Origin of the sequence: Methylosinus sp. R-45379 (assembly GCF_001644125.1) — a bacterium.
Taxonomy (GTDB): domain Bacteria; phylum Pseudomonadota; class Alphaproteobacteria; order Rhizobiales; family Beijerinckiaceae; genus Methylosinus.
The window spans coordinates 44,271-60,964 of sequence record NZ_LUUM01000286.1 but is presented as its reverse complement, the minus strand read 5'-3'; the positions used below and the strand labels follow the sequence as shown (position 1 = coordinate 60,964).

General features: G+C 66.6%; 16 protein-coding genes. 4 read left to right on the top strand and 12 right to left on the bottom strand.

What is annotated here, in order from left to right; translation table 11 throughout:
- A partial coding sequence (locus A1351_RS24930; RefSeq protein ID WP_157096401.1) for a GDP-mannose 4,6-dehydratase occupies positions 1–94 on the bottom strand: 94 nt, incomplete at its 3' end.
- A 246-nt stretch (positions 95–340) separates the two neighbouring features.
- On the opposite strand from A1351_RS24930, the gene A1351_RS19955 reads away from it, so the two are divergent.
- The gene (locus A1351_RS19955; RefSeq protein WP_064033752.1) at positions 341–1,633 is read left to right on the top strand and encodes a glutamate-5-semialdehyde dehydrogenase; all 1,293 of its coding nucleotides are present in this window, start codon (positions 341–343) and stop codon (positions 1,631–1,633) included.
- Positions 1,634–1,850: 217 nt separating this feature from the next.
- The gene (locus A1351_RS19950; RefSeq protein WP_024878924.1) at positions 1,851–2,474 is read left to right on the top strand and encodes a nicotinate-nucleotide adenylyltransferase; all 624 of its coding nucleotides are present in this window, start codon (positions 1,851–1,853) and stop codon (positions 2,472–2,474) included.
- Here the strand turns inward: A1351_RS19950 and A1351_RS19945 are convergent.
- The gene (locus tag A1351_RS19945) at positions 2,439–2,702 is read right to left on the bottom strand and encodes a hypothetical protein (RefSeq protein ID WP_024878925.1); all 264 of its coding nucleotides are present in this window, start codon (positions 2,700–2,702) and stop codon (positions 2,439–2,441) included. The genes A1351_RS19950 and A1351_RS19945 overlap by 36 nt on opposite strands.
- Positions 2,703–2,883: 181 nt before the next feature.
- Here A1351_RS19945 and A1351_RS19940 point away from each other — a divergent pair, with 181 nt between their 5' ends.
- Complete coding sequence (locus tag A1351_RS19940) at positions 2,884–4,245, top strand: SRPBCC family protein (protein ID WP_198022745.1); 1,362 nt, start codon at positions 2,884–2,886, stop codon at positions 4,243–4,245.
- Here A1351_RS19940 and rimO read toward each other — a convergent pair whose 3' ends face one another.
- Positions 4,246–5,604: a 30S ribosomal protein S12 methylthiotransferase RimO gene (gene rimO / locus A1351_RS19935; protein ID WP_064033753.1), complete on the bottom strand. Its 1,359-nt coding sequence runs from the start codon at positions 5,602–5,604 to the stop codon at positions 4,246–4,248. It lies immediately after the preceding gene.
- 211 nt (positions 5,605–5,815) lie between these two features.
- On the opposite strand from rimO, the gene A1351_RS19930 reads away from it, so the two are divergent.
- Positions 5,816–6,793 carry a beta-ketoacyl-ACP synthase III gene (locus A1351_RS19930; RefSeq protein ID WP_024878928.1) on the top strand — a complete coding sequence of 326 codons (978 nt, stop codon included), beginning with the start codon at positions 5,816–5,818 and terminating at the stop codon, positions 6,791–6,793.
- 7 nt (positions 6,794–6,800) lie between these two features.
- On the opposite strand, the gene A1351_RS19925 is transcribed toward A1351_RS19930, so the two are convergent.
- From A1351_RS19925 to A1351_RS19885, 9 genes are all read right to left on the bottom strand, one after another.
- Positions 6,801–8,579: an FAD-dependent oxidoreductase gene (locus A1351_RS19925; RefSeq protein WP_064033751.1), complete on the bottom strand. Its 1,779-nt coding sequence runs from the start codon at positions 8,577–8,579 to the stop codon at positions 6,801–6,803.
- A 31-nt stretch (positions 8,580–8,610) separates the two neighbouring features.
- On the bottom strand, positions 8,611–8,898 hold the full coding sequence (locus tag A1351_RS19920; RefSeq protein ID WP_134188020.1) for a hypothetical protein: 288 nt from the start codon (positions 8,896–8,898) through the stop codon (positions 8,611–8,613).
- An 11-nt stretch (positions 8,899–8,909) separates the two neighbouring features.
- Positions 8,910–11,333, bottom strand: a complete 2,424-nt coding sequence (pheT, locus tag A1351_RS19915) for a phenylalanine--tRNA ligase subunit beta (protein ID WP_064033750.1) — start codon at positions 11,331–11,333, stop codon at positions 8,910–8,912.
- 26 nt (positions 11,334–11,359) lie between these two features.
- Complete coding sequence (locus tag A1351_RS19910) at positions 11,360–11,629, bottom strand: DUF2442 domain-containing protein (protein ID WP_051592349.1); 270 nt, start codon at positions 11,627–11,629, stop codon at positions 11,360–11,362.
- On the bottom strand, positions 11,610–11,846 hold the full coding sequence (locus tag A1351_RS19905) for a DUF4160 domain-containing protein (protein WP_026597904.1): 237 nt from the start codon (positions 11,844–11,846) through the stop codon (positions 11,610–11,612). Before A1351_RS19905 ends, A1351_RS19910 begins: the two co-directional genes overlap by 20 nt.
- A gap of 3 nt (positions 11,847–11,849) precedes the next feature.
- A complete protein-coding gene (pheS, locus tag A1351_RS19900) occupies positions 11,850–12,932 on the bottom strand; it encodes a phenylalanine--tRNA ligase subunit alpha (RefSeq protein WP_064033749.1) in 1,083 nt (360 codons plus the stop codon).
- A gap of 161 nt (positions 12,933–13,093) precedes the next feature.
- The gene (locus tag A1351_RS19895) at positions 13,094–14,227 is read right to left on the bottom strand and encodes a hypothetical protein (protein WP_024878934.1); all 1,134 of its coding nucleotides are present in this window, start codon (positions 14,225–14,227) and stop codon (positions 13,094–13,096) included.
- A gap of 319 nt (positions 14,228–14,546) precedes the next feature.
- On the bottom strand, positions 14,547–15,731 hold the full coding sequence (locus A1351_RS19890) for an acetate/propionate family kinase (protein WP_024878935.1): 1,185 nt from the start codon (positions 15,729–15,731) through the stop codon (positions 14,547–14,549).
- Positions 15,728–16,684 (bottom strand): bifunctional enoyl-CoA hydratase/phosphate acetyltransferase, encoded by a 957-nt coding sequence (locus A1351_RS19885; RefSeq protein WP_064033748.1) that lies wholly within the window; start codon positions 16,682–16,684, stop codon positions 15,728–15,730. Before A1351_RS19885 ends, A1351_RS19890 begins: the two co-directional genes overlap by 4 nt.
- Between the last annotated feature and the right edge of the window lie 10 nt (positions 16,685–16,694).

Below are 16,694 nucleotides of genomic sequence, written 5' to 3'. Positions count from 1 at the left end.
CGCCATAGACTTCATACCCTTTGCCGAGCAGAAGCTGTGCGAGATAGGCCCCATCCTGTCCGGTAATGCCCGTCAGCAGCGCGCGTTTCGTCATGCGAAGAACCTCATAGCGGCCGGCTCCGCGCGCCCGGGAACGTCGCATCGCCTGCGTCTTGGACGCGGCGTCGGGCGGGGGCCGGCGATTCGGCCCGTGGAAGAGAGCCGTGGCGACGAGCGCTCGCGTCTTACAAAAGGCCTAGCCCGAAGGCAAGTCTCACGGCTTTTGGCGGCTCGCGGGGCTCTCTTTCAGGGACGAGCCGATTCATGATAGCGCAAGCGAGCAGCGAAAGAGGCGAAGAAAATGGCGCAGGCGGAAGCATTGGCGACGGACGAGCGAGAGTTGGGCGCGCTGATGGCCGATATCGGCGCCGGCGCCCGGCGGGCGGCGCGGGCGGTCGCTCTGGCTCCGGCAAAGACCAAGAATGCGGCTCTACATGCGGCCGCGGCGGAGCTGCGCCGGCGCATGCCGGAGCTGCTCGCCGCCAATGCGCTCGATGTCGCGGAGGCGAAAGCGCGCGGCACGGTCGCCTCTTATCTCGATCGGCTGACGCTCGATCCCGCGCGCGTCGAGGCGATGGCGCGCGGCCTCGAGGAGATCGCCGAGCTGGCCGATCCGGTCGGCCGGCTGCTGGCCTCCTTCGAGCGCCCCAATGGCCTCCTCATCGAGCGCGTGGCGACGCCGCTCGGCGTCATCGGGGTGATTTACGAGAGCCGGCCCAATGTCACCGCCGACGCCGGCGGCCTCTGCCTCAAGGCCGGCAACGCCGCCATTCTGCGCGGCGGCTCGGAGAGTCTGCGCTCCTCGCGCGCGATTCATGAGTGTCTCGTCGCCGGCCTCGTCGCGGCGGGGCTGCCGGAGGCGGCGATCTCGCTGGTCCCCGTCGCCGATCGCGCCGCCGTCGGCGCCATGCTGGCCGGGCTGGACGGCAATGTCGACGTCATCGTGCCGCGCGGCGGCAAGAGCCTCGTCGCGCGTGTGCAGCATGAGGCGCGCGTGCCGGTCTTCGCGCATCTCGAGGGCATTGTTCATGTCTTCGTCCACGCGCAAGCCGATCTCGACATGGCGAAACGCATTTTGCTGAACGCCAAGCTCCGTCGCACCGGAATTTGCGGCGCAGCCGAGACGCTGCTGGTCGATCGCGCGTGTGCCGCCACGCATCTTTCGCCGCTTGTGAAGATGCTGCTCGACGCCGGCTGCGAGGTGCGCGGCGACGACGCGACGCAGGATGTCGACGCGCGCGTGCTGCCGGCGAGCGAGGAGGATTGGCGCGCCGAATATCTCGACGCCATTATCGCCGTCCGCGTCGTCGATGGGCTGGAGGCGGCGATCGCGCATATAGAGACTTACGGCTCGCATCACACAGATTGCATCATCACGCAGAATGGGGATGTGGCGCGGCGCTTCATGGCGGAGGTGGATTCGGCGATCGTGCTGCACAACGCCTCGACGCAATTTGCCGATGGCGGCGAATTCGGCTTCGGCGCCGAGATCGGCATAGCGACGGGCCGCATGCATGCGCGCGGGCCGGTGGGGGTGGAGCAGCTCACCTCGTTCAAATATCGCGTGCACGGCGCCGGGCAGGTCAGAGGATGAGCGCGCGGAATCGTCGTGCGCGCTCCCTTCTCCCACTTGTGGGAGAAGGTGGCCCGACGCAGTCGGGTCGGATGAGGGTCGCCGAGGTTTTCCGCATGCGAGCCGAGTTGGTCCCAAAGAATGCTGTGGCCGCGAGGACCCTCATCCGACCTCGCTTCGCGAGGCCACCTTCTCCCACAAGTGGGAGAAGGAAGCGCGAACTTTCGAAGATCGTGCGATGATCCATTTGCCGCCTCACGCGCCGGGGATGCGCATCGGCCTCTTCGGCGGCTCTTTCGATCCGCCGCATGAAGGCCATGCCCATGTCTCGCAGGTGGCGTTGCAGAGGCTGGCGCTCGGTCGCCTCTGGTGGCTGGTGACGCCCGGCAATCCGCTGAAGGAGACCGCCGGCCTGCCGTCTCTGGCGCAGCGCATCGCCGCGGCGCAGAATATCGCTCGCGATCCGCGCATCATCGTCACGGGGCTCGAGGCGGAGATCGGCGCGCGCTATACAGCGGACACGCTGCGTTTTCTGCATCGGCGCTGTCCGGGCGTGCGCTTCGTCTGGATCATGGGCGCGGATAATCTGCTGCAATTCCACCGCTGGCGCGATTGGCAGGAGATCGCGCGCACGACGCCGATCGCCATCGTCGATCGGCCGGGCGCGACATTTCGCGCCGCCTCGGCCAAAGCGGCGCAACGCTTTGCGTCCGCGCGCCTGCCGGAGAGCGCGGCGGCGTTGCTCGCCGACATGCCGCCGCCGGCTTTCGTCTATCTGCATGCGCCGCGCGTCGCGCAGTCCTCCACCGCGCTGCGCAGCGCGAGATTATTTGCCGGCGCTGCGGCGCTGCCACCAGAGTAGAGCGGCCCCTAGGCCGATCATCGGCACCACGACCAGCACATAAGTCCAGACCGTGCCTTCGTCATAAGGGTGACTGTCGTAATAGCCGAACTCGACCGCCTGCTGATACGGATTGCGGAAGAAGAAGGTGACGAACACCCACAATGCGAGGATGACCGCCGTGAAGAACATCAGCTGACGGCTGGCGAGAAGACGCGGGATGTGGTCCTTCGGGGGTTCTTCTGTCATATCGGCCCTCCTGTGCGTGCATTATAGGACCGGCGGAACGAATGACGCCATAGGCCGGGGATCGCAACGGATATTTTTCGTCTTGCGCGCGCGATTGCGCCGCGAAATCATCGGCTCCGCTCGAGGCGGCCCGAATCGGAGCGCGCCGCGGCCATTCATTTTTCGCATTGCGGAGGCGTTCATGTTCGATGATTTGCTGGCCGGGTCGGAATTTCTGCACGGCGCTTCGGGCGCCGTGGTCTGGCTGTTCCTCGCATTCTCGGCGTGGTGGATCATGTTTCGCGCGCGTTTGGGACGGCGCGTGTTCCGTCATGGCGTCTCGATCGCGGCGCCTGTCGAGCGGGTCTGGTCCGCCTTCATCCTCGAGCCCTCGCCGCCCGGCGCGTTCCCGCTGGTCCTCGAGCAGACATTTCTCGAGGGAGAGCCGCTTCGGCACAAGGCCGTCGTCGGACTCGGCGGACGGTCGGGCAAGACGAGGACCCTGATTTCGCGCGTCGTCGGCATGAGACGATGCGAGCGGTTCGAGATCGAATATGAGACGATCGACGGAGCCGCCGTCGGCGCGGCCGATATGGTGCGGGCGCGCACGCGCTTCGCGGAAGCGGGCGGCGCGACGCAGCTGGAATTCGAGATCGACCAGCCGGTGAGAGGCGTCTTCGGCTATCTTTCGACCGCGCGCCTCTATCGGCAGGCCCTCGACCATTTGCGCGCGCATTGCGAGGACCGCGAGGCGCCGCGCGCGCAGCCGCTGGTCGGGAAAAAAGGCGCGGCCTGGCTCGCCGTGGCCGCCGTCGCGGCCACCACGCTCGTCGTCGGCGTCAACAATCCGAATATCGGCTGGCTCTGCGTGCTCGTCGCCGTCTGCGTCGAGCTTTCGATTCTCATTCACGAATATGGGCATTTTCTCGCCATGCGCTGGTTCGGCCATAGCGATGCGAGCGTTGTTCTCATTCCGTTCTTTGGCGGAGCGACGTTCGGCGCGCGCGCCGTGTCGAGCCGCTACGAACAAGCGATGATCGCGCTGGCCGGGCCCGCGATTTCCGCATTGGTCGTCCTGCCGCTGACGCCGCTCGCGCATTGGGGGCTACACGCCGCTCGGTCCGGAAGCGGCGACTCGACGTCGCTCGTCGGCTTTTCCGTGGTCGTTTTTCTGGGCGTTTCGGTTTCGATGAACCTGTTCAACCTCGCGCCGGTCGGAATGCTCGACGGCCGCAAGGTCGCCGACGCTCTCGCCCGCGGGCGCGCGGCGCGGCTGCTGATCAAATCCGCCATATCTGCGGCGATCGTATTTTCCTTGCTCGCATGCGAAAGCGAGAGCGACCTCGGCGTCGACTTGGCCCTGATCGTCGCCGTCTGGATCTATGATCTGAAAACGGCCGAGCCGCTCGACCTGCAGCTGGAGCCGATGACGCGCGGCCAATCGGCGACGACGCTGGCCGCGCTCGTCGCGACGTTCATCGTCTATGCCGGAGCGGCGCAATATTTTCTGCCGACGGCGACGGCGGCCTTGCAGAGCGATGCCGACGCTTCGACCACCGAATAGTCACACCGCCGCGCCGTAGAGATCATAGGCGTCGGCGCGGTCGATCTTCACCGTTACGATGTCGCCGGCGCGCAGCGGACGGCGCGAGGAGATATGCACCGTTCCGTCGATCTGCGGGGCGTCCGCCTTGCTGCGTCCACGCGCGAGGCCGGTCGCGCCGCCGCCCGGTTCGTCCACCAGAACTTGCAGGCGCTTGCCGATCTTCCGCTTCAGCAAGCGGGCGCTCACCTTCTGCTGGCGCTCCATGAAGCGCTTCCAGCGCTGGTCCTTCACCTCGGGCGGGATGGCGTCGAGCGGCAGATCATTGGCCGGCGCGCCGGCCACGGGCTCGTAGCGGAAGGCGCCGGCGCGGTCGATCTCCGCCTCCTCCAGCCAATCGAGCAGATAGGCGAAATCCTCCTCCGTCTCGCCGGGGAAGCCGACGATGAAGGTGGAGCGCAGCGCGAGATCGGGGCAGATGCGCCGCCACGCCTTTATCCGCTCCAGCGTCTTTTCCTCATTGGCGGGACGCTTCATCGCCTTCAGCACGGAAGGGGCGGCGTGCTGAAAGGGAATGTCGAGATAGGGCAGGATATTGCCCTGCGCCATCAGCTCGACGACCTCGTCCACATGCGGATAGGGGTAGACATAATGTAGCCGCACCCAGGCCCCGAGCGAGCCCAGCTCGCGTGTGAGATCCAAAAAGCGCGCGCGCACGCTGCGGTCGCCCCATTGGCTCTCGGAGTAGCGCAGATCGCGGCCATAGGCGCTCGTGTCCTGCGAGATGACGAGCAGCTCCTTGACGCCCGCCTTCACCAGCCGCTCGGCCTCGCGCAGCACCTCGCCGGCCGGTCGCGAGGCCAGTGAGCCGCGCAAATGCGGAATGATGCAGAAGGAGCAGCTGTTGTCGCAGCCTTCCGAGATTTTGAGATAGGCGTAATGGCGCGGCGTGAGCTTGACGCCCTGCTCGGGCACGAGATCGAGAAACGGATCATGGCTCGGCGCGGCGGCGGCGTGGACGGCCTCGACCACGCTCTCATAGGCTTGCGGGCCGGTGATCGCGAGAACGTCGGGGAAGCGCTCGGTGATCGCCTGCGGTTCGGCGCCCATGCAGCCGGTGACGACGACCTTGCCATTCTCCTTCAGCGCCGCGCCGATCGCCTCCAGCGACTCGGCCTTGGCGCTGTCCAGAAAGCCGCAGGTGTTCACCACGACGACATCGGCCCCCGCATGGGTGCGCGAAAGCTCATAGCCTTCGGCGCGCAGGCGCGTGAGAATGCGCTCGCTGTCGACGAGCGCCTTGGGGCAGCCGAGCGAGACGAAGGAGACGCGCGGCGCCTCTTTGGCGGGCGCGGGCGGGTCGGAGGGGACGTTCTGCATGGGCGAAGGCTTGCCATGGCGCGCGCGCCGTGGCAATCGCCCCCGGCGCGGATCGAAACGTGAACTCGGCCGAACTCGAGCTGGGCCAATCTCGAGCTAGGCTTGGGGATTAACGAATTTTAAGGTTCGCGCCTCGCCGATCCCTGCTAGGCATGAGGTTTCCCCAGCGGCGCACGTCCGCCCGGGGTCAGAAGGAAGAGGCTGCACGCCGTTGCTCAGAACCGTCATACTCGGAACCGGATCCTACGCCCCCGCGAAGGTTCTGACCAACGCCGACCTCGAGAAAATGGTCGCGACCAATGGCGCCTGGATCGTCAGCCGCACCGGGATCGAGGAGCGGCGCATCGCCGCGCCGGGCGAATCCACCTCCGATATGGCCGCCGCCGCGGCGAAAAACGCGCTGGAGCTCGCCGGCGTCGATCCGCGCGAGCTGGATCTCATCATCGTCGCCACCGTGACCGGCGACGCTCAGACGCCCGCCTGCGCCGCCTTTCTGCAGGCCAAGATCGGGGCCGAGAACGCTTTCGCCTTCGATGTCTCGGCCGCCTGCGCCGGCTCGCTCTATGCGCTCTCCATCGCCGATCAGTTCATCAAGACCGGCAAGGTCCGCCGGGCCCTGGTCGTCGGGGCGGAGACGCTGAGCCGCGTCGTCGATTGGACTAATCGCGAGACCTGCGTGCTGTTCGGCGACGCCGCCGGCGCCATGGTGCTGGGGCCGGGCGAAGAGGAGGGCCGCGGCCTGCTCTCCACCAGCCTGCGCACCGATGGGACCATGACCGGCATTCTCGGCATTCCGCGCGCCTATGATCCGCGTCAGGACGGGCCGACGCCGGGGGAGGCGCATAAGATCAAAATGCGTGGCCGCGAGGTCTATAAGGTCGCGCTGCGCCTATTGCCGGAGATCGTGACCGAGGCGCTGGCCATGGCCGGCCTCGAGGCGAAGGATGTCGATCACGTCATCGCGCATCAGGCCAACGCCCGCATCATAGAGGCGTCGCTGGCGCAGCTCGGCGTGCCGCTCGAGAAATGCTGGATGAATATTTCCCGCTTCGGCAACACGTCGAGCGCCTCCATGCCGATCACGCTGGACGAGGCCAATCGCGCCGGCCGGCTGAAGAAAGGCGATGTGATCGCGATGATGGCGATCGGCGCCGGAATGACCTGGGGCGGCGCGGTGCTGCGCTGGTAAGGCGTTTTCAACGTCGCGCCGTCTCCAGCGCCTGCAGCGCGGCGCGGCGGCCGGAGCCGATCGCGCTCTCGATAGAGGGGGCGCCTTCGACATGCTGGCCTGCGAAAACGATCGGCCCCAGAGGCGCGCAGGCGATGCGCCGCGGCGCCTGGGCGCGGTCGAGCTTTCCACTCGCGTCTCGCGTCGCGCCGAAGAGAAAGCCCGGCGGCGGCCGCAACATGCTGTGGCCCCACCGATAGAGGAAGAGCGCGCGCACATCGCGATCGAAATCGAAATCCACGCCGCGCATCAGCCGTGACAGATCGGCGCGGAGCGAGTCTTCGTAATCGGAGAAGGGCGTGTGCATCAGCTTCATGCGCGCTTCGGCGAGGCCGTCGAGCGGCGCGTCGCAGCCGCCATAGAAGGTGAGAATCGTTTGCCGCTCGGGATCGGCGCGCTTGTCGCTCATCCAATCGGCGACGATGTAATTGACGAAATGCCGGCCGCCCCACCAGCTCTGACTGTAACCGAGCCCGAGCTGCGATAAGGGCGCCGCGCGGCGCAGCGCCACATTGGCGGTGACGAGCGGCGCCGCATGGAATTGCGTCCAGGCCGCTTTGCGCGCGCCGTCGGAAAGATGCGCGACGAGATGGCGCGCGCTCTGCGCCGGAGCGGCGACGATGATCCGCTCGCCGAAGATGCGATGAAAGCGGCCATCCTGGAAATAGACGACACTCGCGCCCCGCGCCATCGCCTCGATCCGTAGCGCCGTGGCGTTGGTTTCGAAATGCGGCGGCGTCTCGCTCTGCGTCAGCCGGCGCAGCGTGCGGCGCGCGATTTCCGACGTTCCGCCCGGATAGGTGAAGACCGAGCCGCGGGTCAGCTCGCTCGACAAGAATGTGATGGCGCTGTGAGCGTTCACCTGCGCTGCTGTTCCGCCGAAAGCTGTCAGCGTATAGGCGGTGAAAAAGCGCGAGACGATCGCGTCGCAACCGAGCGTCGTCTCGAGATGCTGCGCGAGGCTGACGCTCGAGAGATCGTCGAGCGCGGGATCGCTCTCATCGGCCGGATCGGCGAGGCCTTTTTCGCCGAGCGCGCGGATCGCCGCGAAAGCGCGGGCGAAATCTTCCCGCAGGCGCGCGTCATAGGGAAGATGCGCGGCGCCGCGCTCGAATGTGTCTATGTTCCAGCCGTGCGCGCCGACGCCGAGGCCTGGCGCGAATTGGTCGAAATAAAAGCTGCTCTCCGGGCCGGGGACGCTCTGCGCCAGCCAATCGACGTCGATCGCGCGATAGAATTGCCTCAGCCAATCGGCGGAAGGCGCGGCTCCATAGGCGCCGGCGGTGGAGGCCGGGCTGGGGAGGGGCGGGGCGTCGTCACGGCCTGCATTGCCGCCGAGGACAGGCGCCGCCTCGAGGATCAGCAGGCGCGCCCGCGGGCGCTCGCGCAGCAGGTGATGCGCGGCGGAAAGGCCAGAAATGCCGCCGCCGATGACGATGAAGTCGAAGCTTCCGTTCGCATCGAGAACGGGAAAAGTTCCGGCGCTCTCGTCGCATCCCGGCGCGAGCGAGACGGAGCCTTTCTCGAACGTCAGGCGACCGTCGCGCAGCCAATGCGAGACGGCGAAGACGGAGGGAAGATTGCCGCCGCGCAGAGCGCGCGGATCGAGGCCGATCGGCCCGTCGCAGGTCCCGCCCGCGAATGCGCGCGCGGGAACGCTGCGCAAAACGGCGCCGCCCGCGGCGATCAGCAGGCCATTGAGAAAATCGCGTCGCGCTATGCCGTCGGGGAAGGGCGCTCGAGCCATTGGTCTCGCTCCTCCCTCGCCGGCGGCGGCGTCAGCGGCCGCCGGGCGTGAACATCATGCGCAGGCGCCCGCGGTGGCCGCGCTCGGCGAAAGCGCCGGGGCGCTTGACGCTATGCGGGACCTGCTCCTCCGGCGCGAAGGAGAGCGCGGAATGGCTGTTGCGCGCATGGGCCGCCGGGCCGAAGGAGGCGAGGCACCGATTATAGGCGTCCGCCGCCTGTATCTGCTCGCAATCGCCTATGTTGCGCGGTTCGGCCGCCGCCGCGCCGGCGGCGAGGCAAGAACCGGCGAGGCAAGCAATGAAGACGAAGCGAATCATGCGAAGCATCGTCATCCTCTGAGTTGGGCGCCCGTTTTCTTGCCCGCCTCTGTGACAATTTTGTGGGCGAGCGCCTCGATCTCCACATCGGTGAGCGTTTTGTCGCGGGGCTGCAGCCGCACGGCGACGCCGACCGATTTCTTACCCTCCGGCACGCCTTGTCCTTCGTAAATGTCGAAGACGCTGACATCGGTGATGAGCGCGCGATCGGCGCCCTGCACGGCGCGAATGAGATCTCCGGCCGGCTGGCCGCGATCCAGCAGAAAGGCGAAATCGCGCGAGACCGGCTGGAGATCGGAGAGCTCCAATTTCGCCTTGGCCTTGGTGGGCTTGGCCTTGGGCGCCGGAAGCGCGTCGAGAATAATCTCGAAAGCGGCGATCGGCCCCTCGACGTCGAGCGCTTGCAGCACGCGCGGATGCAATTCGCCGAAATGGCCGATGACCGCCTTGGGGCCGAATTGCAGCGTTGCCGAGCGGCCCGGATGGAGCCAGGAAGGCCCGCCGGCGACGATCTGCAAGCCGCCGGTGGCGACGCCGAGCGTCTGCAGCAGCGCGAGGGCGTCGGCCTTCACATCGAAGACGCCGACCGCGCGCTCCTTGCCCGACCAATGGCGGCCAGCGCCCGAGGGCAGAGCGAAGCCGCGGCGCAGGCCCGTGGCGGCGATCTTCTGGCCCTTCTCATCCTCGCCGAGGAAGATTTGCCCGACCTCGAACAGCGCGACATCGGGAAAGCCGCGCGCGGCGTTGCGGCCGGCGGCGGTCACGAGGCCGGGCAGCAGGCTCGGTCGCATGTCGGAGAGCTCGGCGGCGATCGGATTGGCGAGGGCGAGGCGATTGTCGTCGCTGCTTCCGAAAGCCTGCGCCTGCTCCTTGGAGACGAAGGACCAGGTGACGGCCTCGACGAGCCCACGCGCGGCGAGCGCGCGCCGCGCCGCGCGCGTGCGCTTCTGCAGCAGAGTGAGAACCGGCTCGGTTACGCCGGCGTTGCGCGGCAGCGGCGCGGCGGCGATGGTGTCGAAGCCGGCGATGCGGGCGATCTCCTCGACGAGATCGGCCTTGCCTTCAATGTCCGGGCGCCAGCTGGGGACGCCCACCAGCGCGTCCTCGCCCGCCGCTTCGACCGTGAAGCCGAGGCGCGTGAGTATGGCGGTCGATTCGTCTTTCGAGACGTCGAGGCCGGTGAGGCGCTTCGTCTCGCTCCAGGGGAAGCGCAGCTGGCGCGTCGGCGTTTCCGCCGAGCCGCAAATGGCGACATCCGAAGCCTCGCCGCCGCAGAATTCCAGCACCAGTTTCGTCGCCAGCTCGAGGCCGGGCAGAGCGAAGGCCGGATCGACGCCGCGCTCGAAACGATAGCGGGCGTCGGTGGAGATGCCGAGCTTGCGCCCCGTATGGGCGATATTGGCCGGATCCCACAGCGCGGTCTCGATCAGCACGTCCGTCGTGTCGTCGGAGCAGCCGGAATGCTCGCCGCCCATGACGCCAGCGAGAGATTCGGGGCCTTTGTCATCGGCGATGACGACCATGTCGGCATCGAGTCTATAGGTCTTGCCGTCGAGCGCGAGCAGCTCCTCGCCGGCGCGGGCGCGGCGCACCACGAGATCGCCGGCCACCTTCTTCGCGTCGAAGACATGCAGCGGACGCGCGCGGTCGAAGGTCAGATAATTGGTGATATCGACGAGCGCATTGATCGGGCGCAGGCCGATGGCGCGCAGGCGATCCTGCAACCAGGCCGGGCTCGGGCCATTCTTCACGCCGCGCACCAGACGCAGCGCGAAGAGCGGCGCGAGATGCTCGTCCGCATCCACGAAATCGAGCGTGACGCGCTGCGGAATGGCGAAGCCGCCCTCGAGCGTCTCGACCGCCGGCGTCTTCAGCGTTCCGAGGCCCGCGGCGGCGAGATCGCGCGCAATGCCGTAAATGCCGGCGGCGTCGGAGCGGTTGGGCGTAAGATTGATCTCTATGACCGGATCGTCGAGCCCTGCCCATTGCGCGTAGACCGCGCCGATGGGGGCGTCCTCTGGCAGCTCGATGATGCCGTCGTGATCGTTGGAGAGTTCCAGCTCGGCGGCCGAGCACAGCATGCCGAGCGATTCGACGCCGCGGATGACGCCCTTGCCGAGCGTGATCTTCTTGGCCGGAATATAGGTTCCCGGCGCGGAGAAGACGGTCTTCAATCCCGTGCGGGCATTGGGCGCGCCGCAGACGACCTGCACCGGCGCGCCTTCGCCGGTATCGACCATGCAGACGCGCAGGCGATCGGCGTTGGGATGCGGCTTGGCCTCGATCACATGCGCGATGCGGAAATCTTTCAGCTGCGCGGCGGGGTCGTGCAAGTGCTCGACCTCGAGGCCGATGCGCGTCAGAGTTTCGACGACCTGCTCGAGCGAGGCGCTCGTCTCGAGATGGTCTTTCAGCCAGGAGAGTGTGAGTTTCATGCGTCCAGCTTTCGAAAGCTTTCTGTCTATTGAATCGGCGGCGTCGCGCCCGGCGCTTTTTGACCGCGCAGCATGCTCGCGACGCTGATGTCTTCGTCGATCTGCGGCCAATGCATTCCCATCGGCATGAATTCGACGACATTGCGCGCCGAAGGCGAAGCGCTCGCGAGGCGGGGATACCACCATAGAGGCGTGCGCAACTCGCGGCCGTCGGCGAGCGTCACATTCAAGAAGCCGTCGTCGCAATGCGCGGCGATCGGGCGGCTATCCTCGATGTCAATTTGCAAAATAGTCATGCCACGCCTCCAGAAAGATATCGCGCTCCTCGCGCGTCTTTCGGATGATCTCGTTCAACTCCTTGGCGGAGTAACCGAGATTGATCGCGAGATTGAGGTCGTTCAGCCAGATTTTCGCTTCCTTGCCGTCCTTGACTACATGGATATGAGGCGGCTCCCATCCATCCGCCGAGTAGAAGAAGAAGCGATAGCCTCGCCATCGCAGCAGGGACGGCATGCCTCACCCGCTCAAGCCCCCCGCCAGCGTCGGGAAATCCAGCGGCCGGAATCCATAATGCGTCAGCCAGCGCGCGTCGGCCTCGAAGAAGGCGCGCAGATCGGACATGCCGTATTTCAGCATGGCGAGACGATCTATGCCGACGCCGAAGGCGAAGCCCTGATATTTGTCCGGATCGAGCCCGCAATTGCGCAGCACATTGGGATGCACCATGCCGCAGCCCAATATCTCCATCCAATCCTCGCCCTCGCCGAAGCGAATGTCGCCGTCCTTGCGGCGGCATTGCACATCCACTTCCGCGGAAGGCTCGGTGAAGGGGAAGAAGGAGGGGCGAAAGCGCATCTTCACCGATTTGACCTCGAAGAATGCCTTCAGAAACTCCTCCAGCACCCATTTCAAATGGCCCATATGGGTCGTCTCGTCGATGACGAGCCCCTCGACCTGATGGAACATGGGCGTATGCGTCTGGTCGCTGTCGCAGCGATAGGTGCGGCCGGGGCAGATCACGCGGATCGGCGGCGCCTTGCTCAGCATGGTGCGCACCTGCACTGGGCTCGTATGCGTGCGCAGCAGCTTGCGCTTGCCGTCGGCGCCCGGCGGGAAGAAGAAAGTGTCGTGCATCTCCCGCGCGGGATGCCCCTCGGGGAAGTTCAGCTTGGTGAAGTTGTAATCGTCGCTTTCAATGTCCGGACCCTCGGCGACGGAGAAGCCCATATCGGCGAAGATCGCGGTCAATTCGTCCATCACTTGCGAGATCGGATGAATGCGGCCGAGCTCCTGGCCGCTCTCCTGCACCGGCAGCGTCACATCCACGGTCTCGGCGGAAAGGCGCTTCTCCAGCGCCTCGGCCTGAAGGACGTCGCGACGCGCGGCGATCGCCTCTTGGGCCTTGTCCTTCAGCGCATTGATCTTGGCGCCTTCGGTCTTGCGGTCATCGGGCGACATTTTGCCGAGCGTCGCCAGCAGCGCCGAAATGCTTCCCTTCTTGCCCAGCGCGCCGACGCGCACGGCCTCGAGCGCGGCCTCGTCGGCCGCCGCCGCGATCGCCGCCAGAGTCTCGGTCTCCAGTTCCGCTATATCCGTCATCGTCCCGCCACGGCTTTTGATTTTCTGGGGCGGGTTGTGCCACGCTCGGCAGGCGATGTCGAGAACGCGGGCGGGGCGCCGCGCCCCGCCGCTCGATCCCTCAGCGTCGAGTTCGCATGTTCTTTTTACGAAAACCGCTTCGCACTATTCGGGAGCATGCTCTAGATTTTCCAGCGCAGCGCCATGCCGGCCTGCCAATTTTTGGAGAGCTGCGGCCCCTCGAGGCTCTGATAGACGGGAATGCCCGCCTCCAGCGCGATGGTGAGCGCCTCCTGGCCGATGAGGCCGCCGCCGATCGTCGCGCCGCCCCATAGCTCCACGCGCTGGCCGCCGTAGAAATTGGGATTGGCCGCCTGCGCCTTGCCGCGGATCATCGGATCGAGTCCGCGAATCTCGCCCTGCGTCGTCGCGTTGACGCGGAAAGTGGTGGTAAGGCCCTTTATCCAGCTATAGCCGGCCCAGCCGTTGAACTCGTGCAGATCGCCGTAGAGATAGCCTTCCGGATTGGCGGCCAGCGGAAAGCGGCCGCGGTAGGAGAGGCCCCAGGACCATTTGTCGATATGCCCGGCGTAGACGATTCCGGGCATGACGTCGAAAGTGCCGGCGCCGGGCTGCAATGCGTAGAAGGCGCGGCTCGTCGCATAGCTGCCGTCCGGCAGCAGCAGGCGGAATGTGTTGTGGGTGCTTCCCGTCGGGAAGCTCATGCCCAGATTGAGCTGAATGCGATGTATCGGGTCCTGATAGGCGCGATAGATCGTCGAGGCGGTGAAATCGGTGAGGCCGTCGGTTCCCGTATGGCTGAGCCCGAGTCGGTTGAGACTCGTCGGCCCTTGGAATGTCAGCATGTCGAGATTGCGCTCGATCATGCCGCCGGTAACGACAACGGACAGATAATTGGTGATTCCATAGGCGAGCGCCAGCGTTTGCGAGGCGACGGAGACATTCTGCGGCACCAGCCGGAGCTTCGATGTCGGATGGCCGAACCAGGGCGTCGTCGCGACGACCTCCTCCGAAGAAACCTGCCGCGTTCCCTTCAGCGTATGCGAGAGATTGGCGAATTGCGGAATGATGGAGACGACGAGCTTGCCGGCGGCCGGCATATCGGCGCCGAAGACGCCGAGCGGCGCGGGCGGCGGCGGAGCAGAGGCGGCGACATCGGGCGCGGGCGCGGCGACGAGCTTGGCGGGCGCGTCCGCCGCTGCGGCCTCTCCGACGCAGACGCCGAGCAGAGCGGCGGCGACGGCCAAAGTCTTCGCGCTCACAAAGATCGGGCGCGGCGGAGCGCTTCGTTTCATTCTCATCATTTTCGTGTCTGCCCCTCGTCGGCGTCGCGCTCCGTCGGGGCGCGACGGACAAAAAAAGCCGCCGTCCAACGATCGCGCTTTGGGCGCGACTCGATCGGAACAGCGGCGTTGCTGATCTTGGCCCCTCTTTGGGCCACGCCGAGGCTCACGCCACGGCGGGAGACTACTCGCAATCTGGGCGCCAGACCAGCGCCGCGAGCCTCATCTCGACAATTCAGCTATTTGTGAAAAGCGGCTCTGCAGCAACGCGAAAACGCGCCTGCAAATCATGCGACCGGCGCCGAATTGCTGTGCGATTTTCGGCGCTTCATCAGCCGCGAAGCAGCGCCCGCGCGGTCTCGGCGATCACCGCTTCCTCATTGGTGGGAAGCACGAGGGCCTCGATGCGGCTCGACGGCGCGCTGATGATCTGAGCATTCGCCGCATTCGCCTCATCGTCGAGGGCGAGGCCGAGAAAACCGAGATAGGCGCAGATGCGCGCGCGCATGGACGGCGAATTCTCGCCGACGCCGGCCGTGAAGACGAGACGGTCGAGCCCGTTCAGCGCGCTCGCCAGCGAGCCGATCTCGCGTGCGGCGCGATAGGCGAAGAGCGCCATTGCCTCCTCCGCCGCGGGGGAAGCGCTCGCCTCGAGCGCGCGCAGATCGTCGCTGATCGCGGAGACGCCGAGCAGGCCGGATCGCTCATAGAGCAGCGCATGGACCTCTTTGGGCGAAAAGCCCTCCTGCATCACGAGATGCAGCAGCAGGCCCGGATCGATCGCGCCGCTGCGCGTGCCCATCATCAGCCCGTCGAGCGCGGTGAAGCCCATTGTCGTGGCGACGCTCTCGAGATCGCGCATGGCGCAGAGGCTGGCGCCATGGCCGAGATGCGCGACGATCGCGCGGCCCGGCGCGCGCTCGAGGCGGCGCAGCTCTTCCGCGATGAATTGATAGGAGAGGCCGTGAAAGCCGTAGCGCAGCACGCCGCGCTCGGCGAATTCGCGCGGCAGCGGAAACAGCTGCGCGAGACGGGGCTGCGTGCGGTGAAAGGCCGTGTCGAAACAGGCGATCTGCGGCAGGTTCGGCGCGCTGTCGAGCAGGCTGCGGATCGGCGCGAGATTATGTGGCTGATGGCTCGGCGCGAGCGGCGAGAGCGCCTCCAGCTGCCGCAAAATGTCCGGCGTCACCAGGACCGGGCGGTCGAATTCCGCGCCGCCATGGACGATCCTATGCCCAACGGCGGCGAGGGGAAGCTCCGCCAGCCGCTCGCCGATCGCCGAGATGAGCCAGCGCGCCGCGCCTTCATGGTCTATGTCCGGCGCGGGGCCGGGGCCTGCGGAGAGCGCCGCCGCGACCTCGCCTTTGACAGAAAAGCGCGCCGGCTGGTCTTTCTCCTTTATGGCGGTGACGCCGCCGCGGCAAAGAGGCGCGAGCGTCGCCGCATCATAGAGCGCGAATTTGAGGCTCGAGGAGCCGGCGTTGAGCGCCAATAGGACTTTCGCCGCAGCGCTCACACACCCTCCACCACGCGATGGGCGAAGAGCTGCGCCAGCGCGCAGGAGACGATGCGGGCGCGCACGCCATCGGCGCGGCTCGTCAGCACGATCGGCGCGCGGGCGCCGAGCACGATGCCGGCGTCCTCGGCGTCGGCGAGATAGACGAGCTGCTTGGCGAGAATATTGCCGGCCTCGAGATCGGGGACGAGGAGAATGTCGGCATAGCCGGCGACATTGGAGACAATGCCTTTCGCCTTCGCCGCCTCCGGCGAGATGGCGTTGTCGAAGGCGAGAGGCCCGTCCACATCGGCGCCGGTGATCTGGCCGCGATCGGCCATTTTGCACAGCGCCGCCGCCTCTATCGTCGAGGGGATCTTGGCGTCGACCGTCTCCACGGCGGAAAGAACAGCGAGCTTGGGGCGCTCTATGCCGAGCGCATGCGCGAGGTCTATGGCGTTCTGCGCAATGTCGCGCTTCTCTGCGAGCGTGGGGGCGATGTTGATCGCCGCGTCGGTGACGAGCAGAGGCTTGCAGTAATTGGGCACGTCGAGAACGAAGACATGGCTGACGCGCCGCTCGGTGCGCAGGCCCGTTCCCTCGCGCACCACGGCCCCCATCAGTTCATCGGTGTGGAGCGAGCCTTTCATCAGCGCCTCGAGCTCGCCGCGCCGCACCAGCTCGACGGCGGCGTCGGCGGCGGCGTGGCTATGGGGCGCGTCGATGATCTCGACGCCCTCGAGCGAGAGATTGGCCGCGGCGGCTGCGGCCATGATTTTGGCGCGCGGCCCGACCAGAACGGGAGTGATGAGCCCCTGATCGCGTGCGGCGAGCGCGCCTTGCACGGAAACCGCGTCGCAAGGATGCACCACGCCGATGCGAATGGGCCGCATCGCGCGGCAACGCTCGAGCAGCGACTCGAAATACAAGCCGCAAGGCGCGCCGGAGCCCGCGACATCGCGCCGGAACAGCATCAGACCTCCT

Bases quoted from the DNA above. Each gene is read 5' to 3' on its own strand.
- A1351_RS19955 (WP_064033752.1), top strand. From the start codon at position 341: ATGGCGCAGGCGGAAGCATTGGCGACGGACGAGCGAGAGTTGGGCGCG.
- A1351_RS19950 (WP_024878924.1), top strand. From the start codon at position 1,851: ATGATCCATTTGCCGCCTCACGCGCCGGGGATGCGCATCGGCCTCTTC.
- A1351_RS19945 (WP_024878925.1), bottom strand. From the start codon at position 2,702: ATGACAGAAGAACCCCCGAAGGACCACATCCCGCGTCTTCTCGCCAGC.
- A1351_RS19940 (WP_198022745.1), top strand. From the start codon at position 2,884: ATGTTCGATGATTTGCTGGCCGGGTCGGAATTTCTGCACGGCGCTTCG.
- rimO (WP_064033753.1), bottom strand. From the start codon at position 5,604: ATGCAGAACGTCCCCTCCGACCCGCCCGCGCCCGCCAAAGAGGCGCCG.
- A1351_RS19925 (WP_064033751.1), bottom strand. From the start codon at position 8,579: ATGGCTCGAGCGCCCTTCCCCGACGGCATAGCGCGACGCGATTTTCTC.
- A1351_RS19920 (WP_134188020.1), bottom strand. From the start codon at position 8,898: ATGATTCGCTTCGTCTTCATTGCTTGCCTCGCCGGTTCTTGCCTCGCC.
- pheT (WP_064033750.1), bottom strand. From the start codon at position 11,333: ATGAAACTCACACTCTCCTGGCTGAAAGACCATCTCGAGACGAGCGCC.
- A1351_RS19910 (WP_051592349.1), bottom strand. From the start codon at position 11,629: ATGACTATTTTGCAAATTGACATCGAGGATAGCCGCCCGATCGCCGCG.
- A1351_RS19905 (WP_026597904.1), bottom strand. From the start codon at position 11,846: ATGCCGTCCCTGCTGCGATGGCGAGGCTATCGCTTCTTCTTCTACTCG.
- pheS (WP_064033749.1), bottom strand. From the start codon at position 12,932: ATGACGGATATAGCGGAACTGGAGACCGAGACTCTGGCGGCGATCGCG.
- A1351_RS19895 (WP_024878934.1), bottom strand. From the start codon at position 14,227: ATGAAACGAAGCGCTCCGCCGCGCCCGATCTTTGTGAGCGCGAAGACT.
- A1351_RS19885 (WP_064033748.1), bottom strand. From the start codon at position 16,684: ATGCTGTTCCGGCGCGATGTCGCGGGCTCCGGCGCGCCTTGCGGCTTG.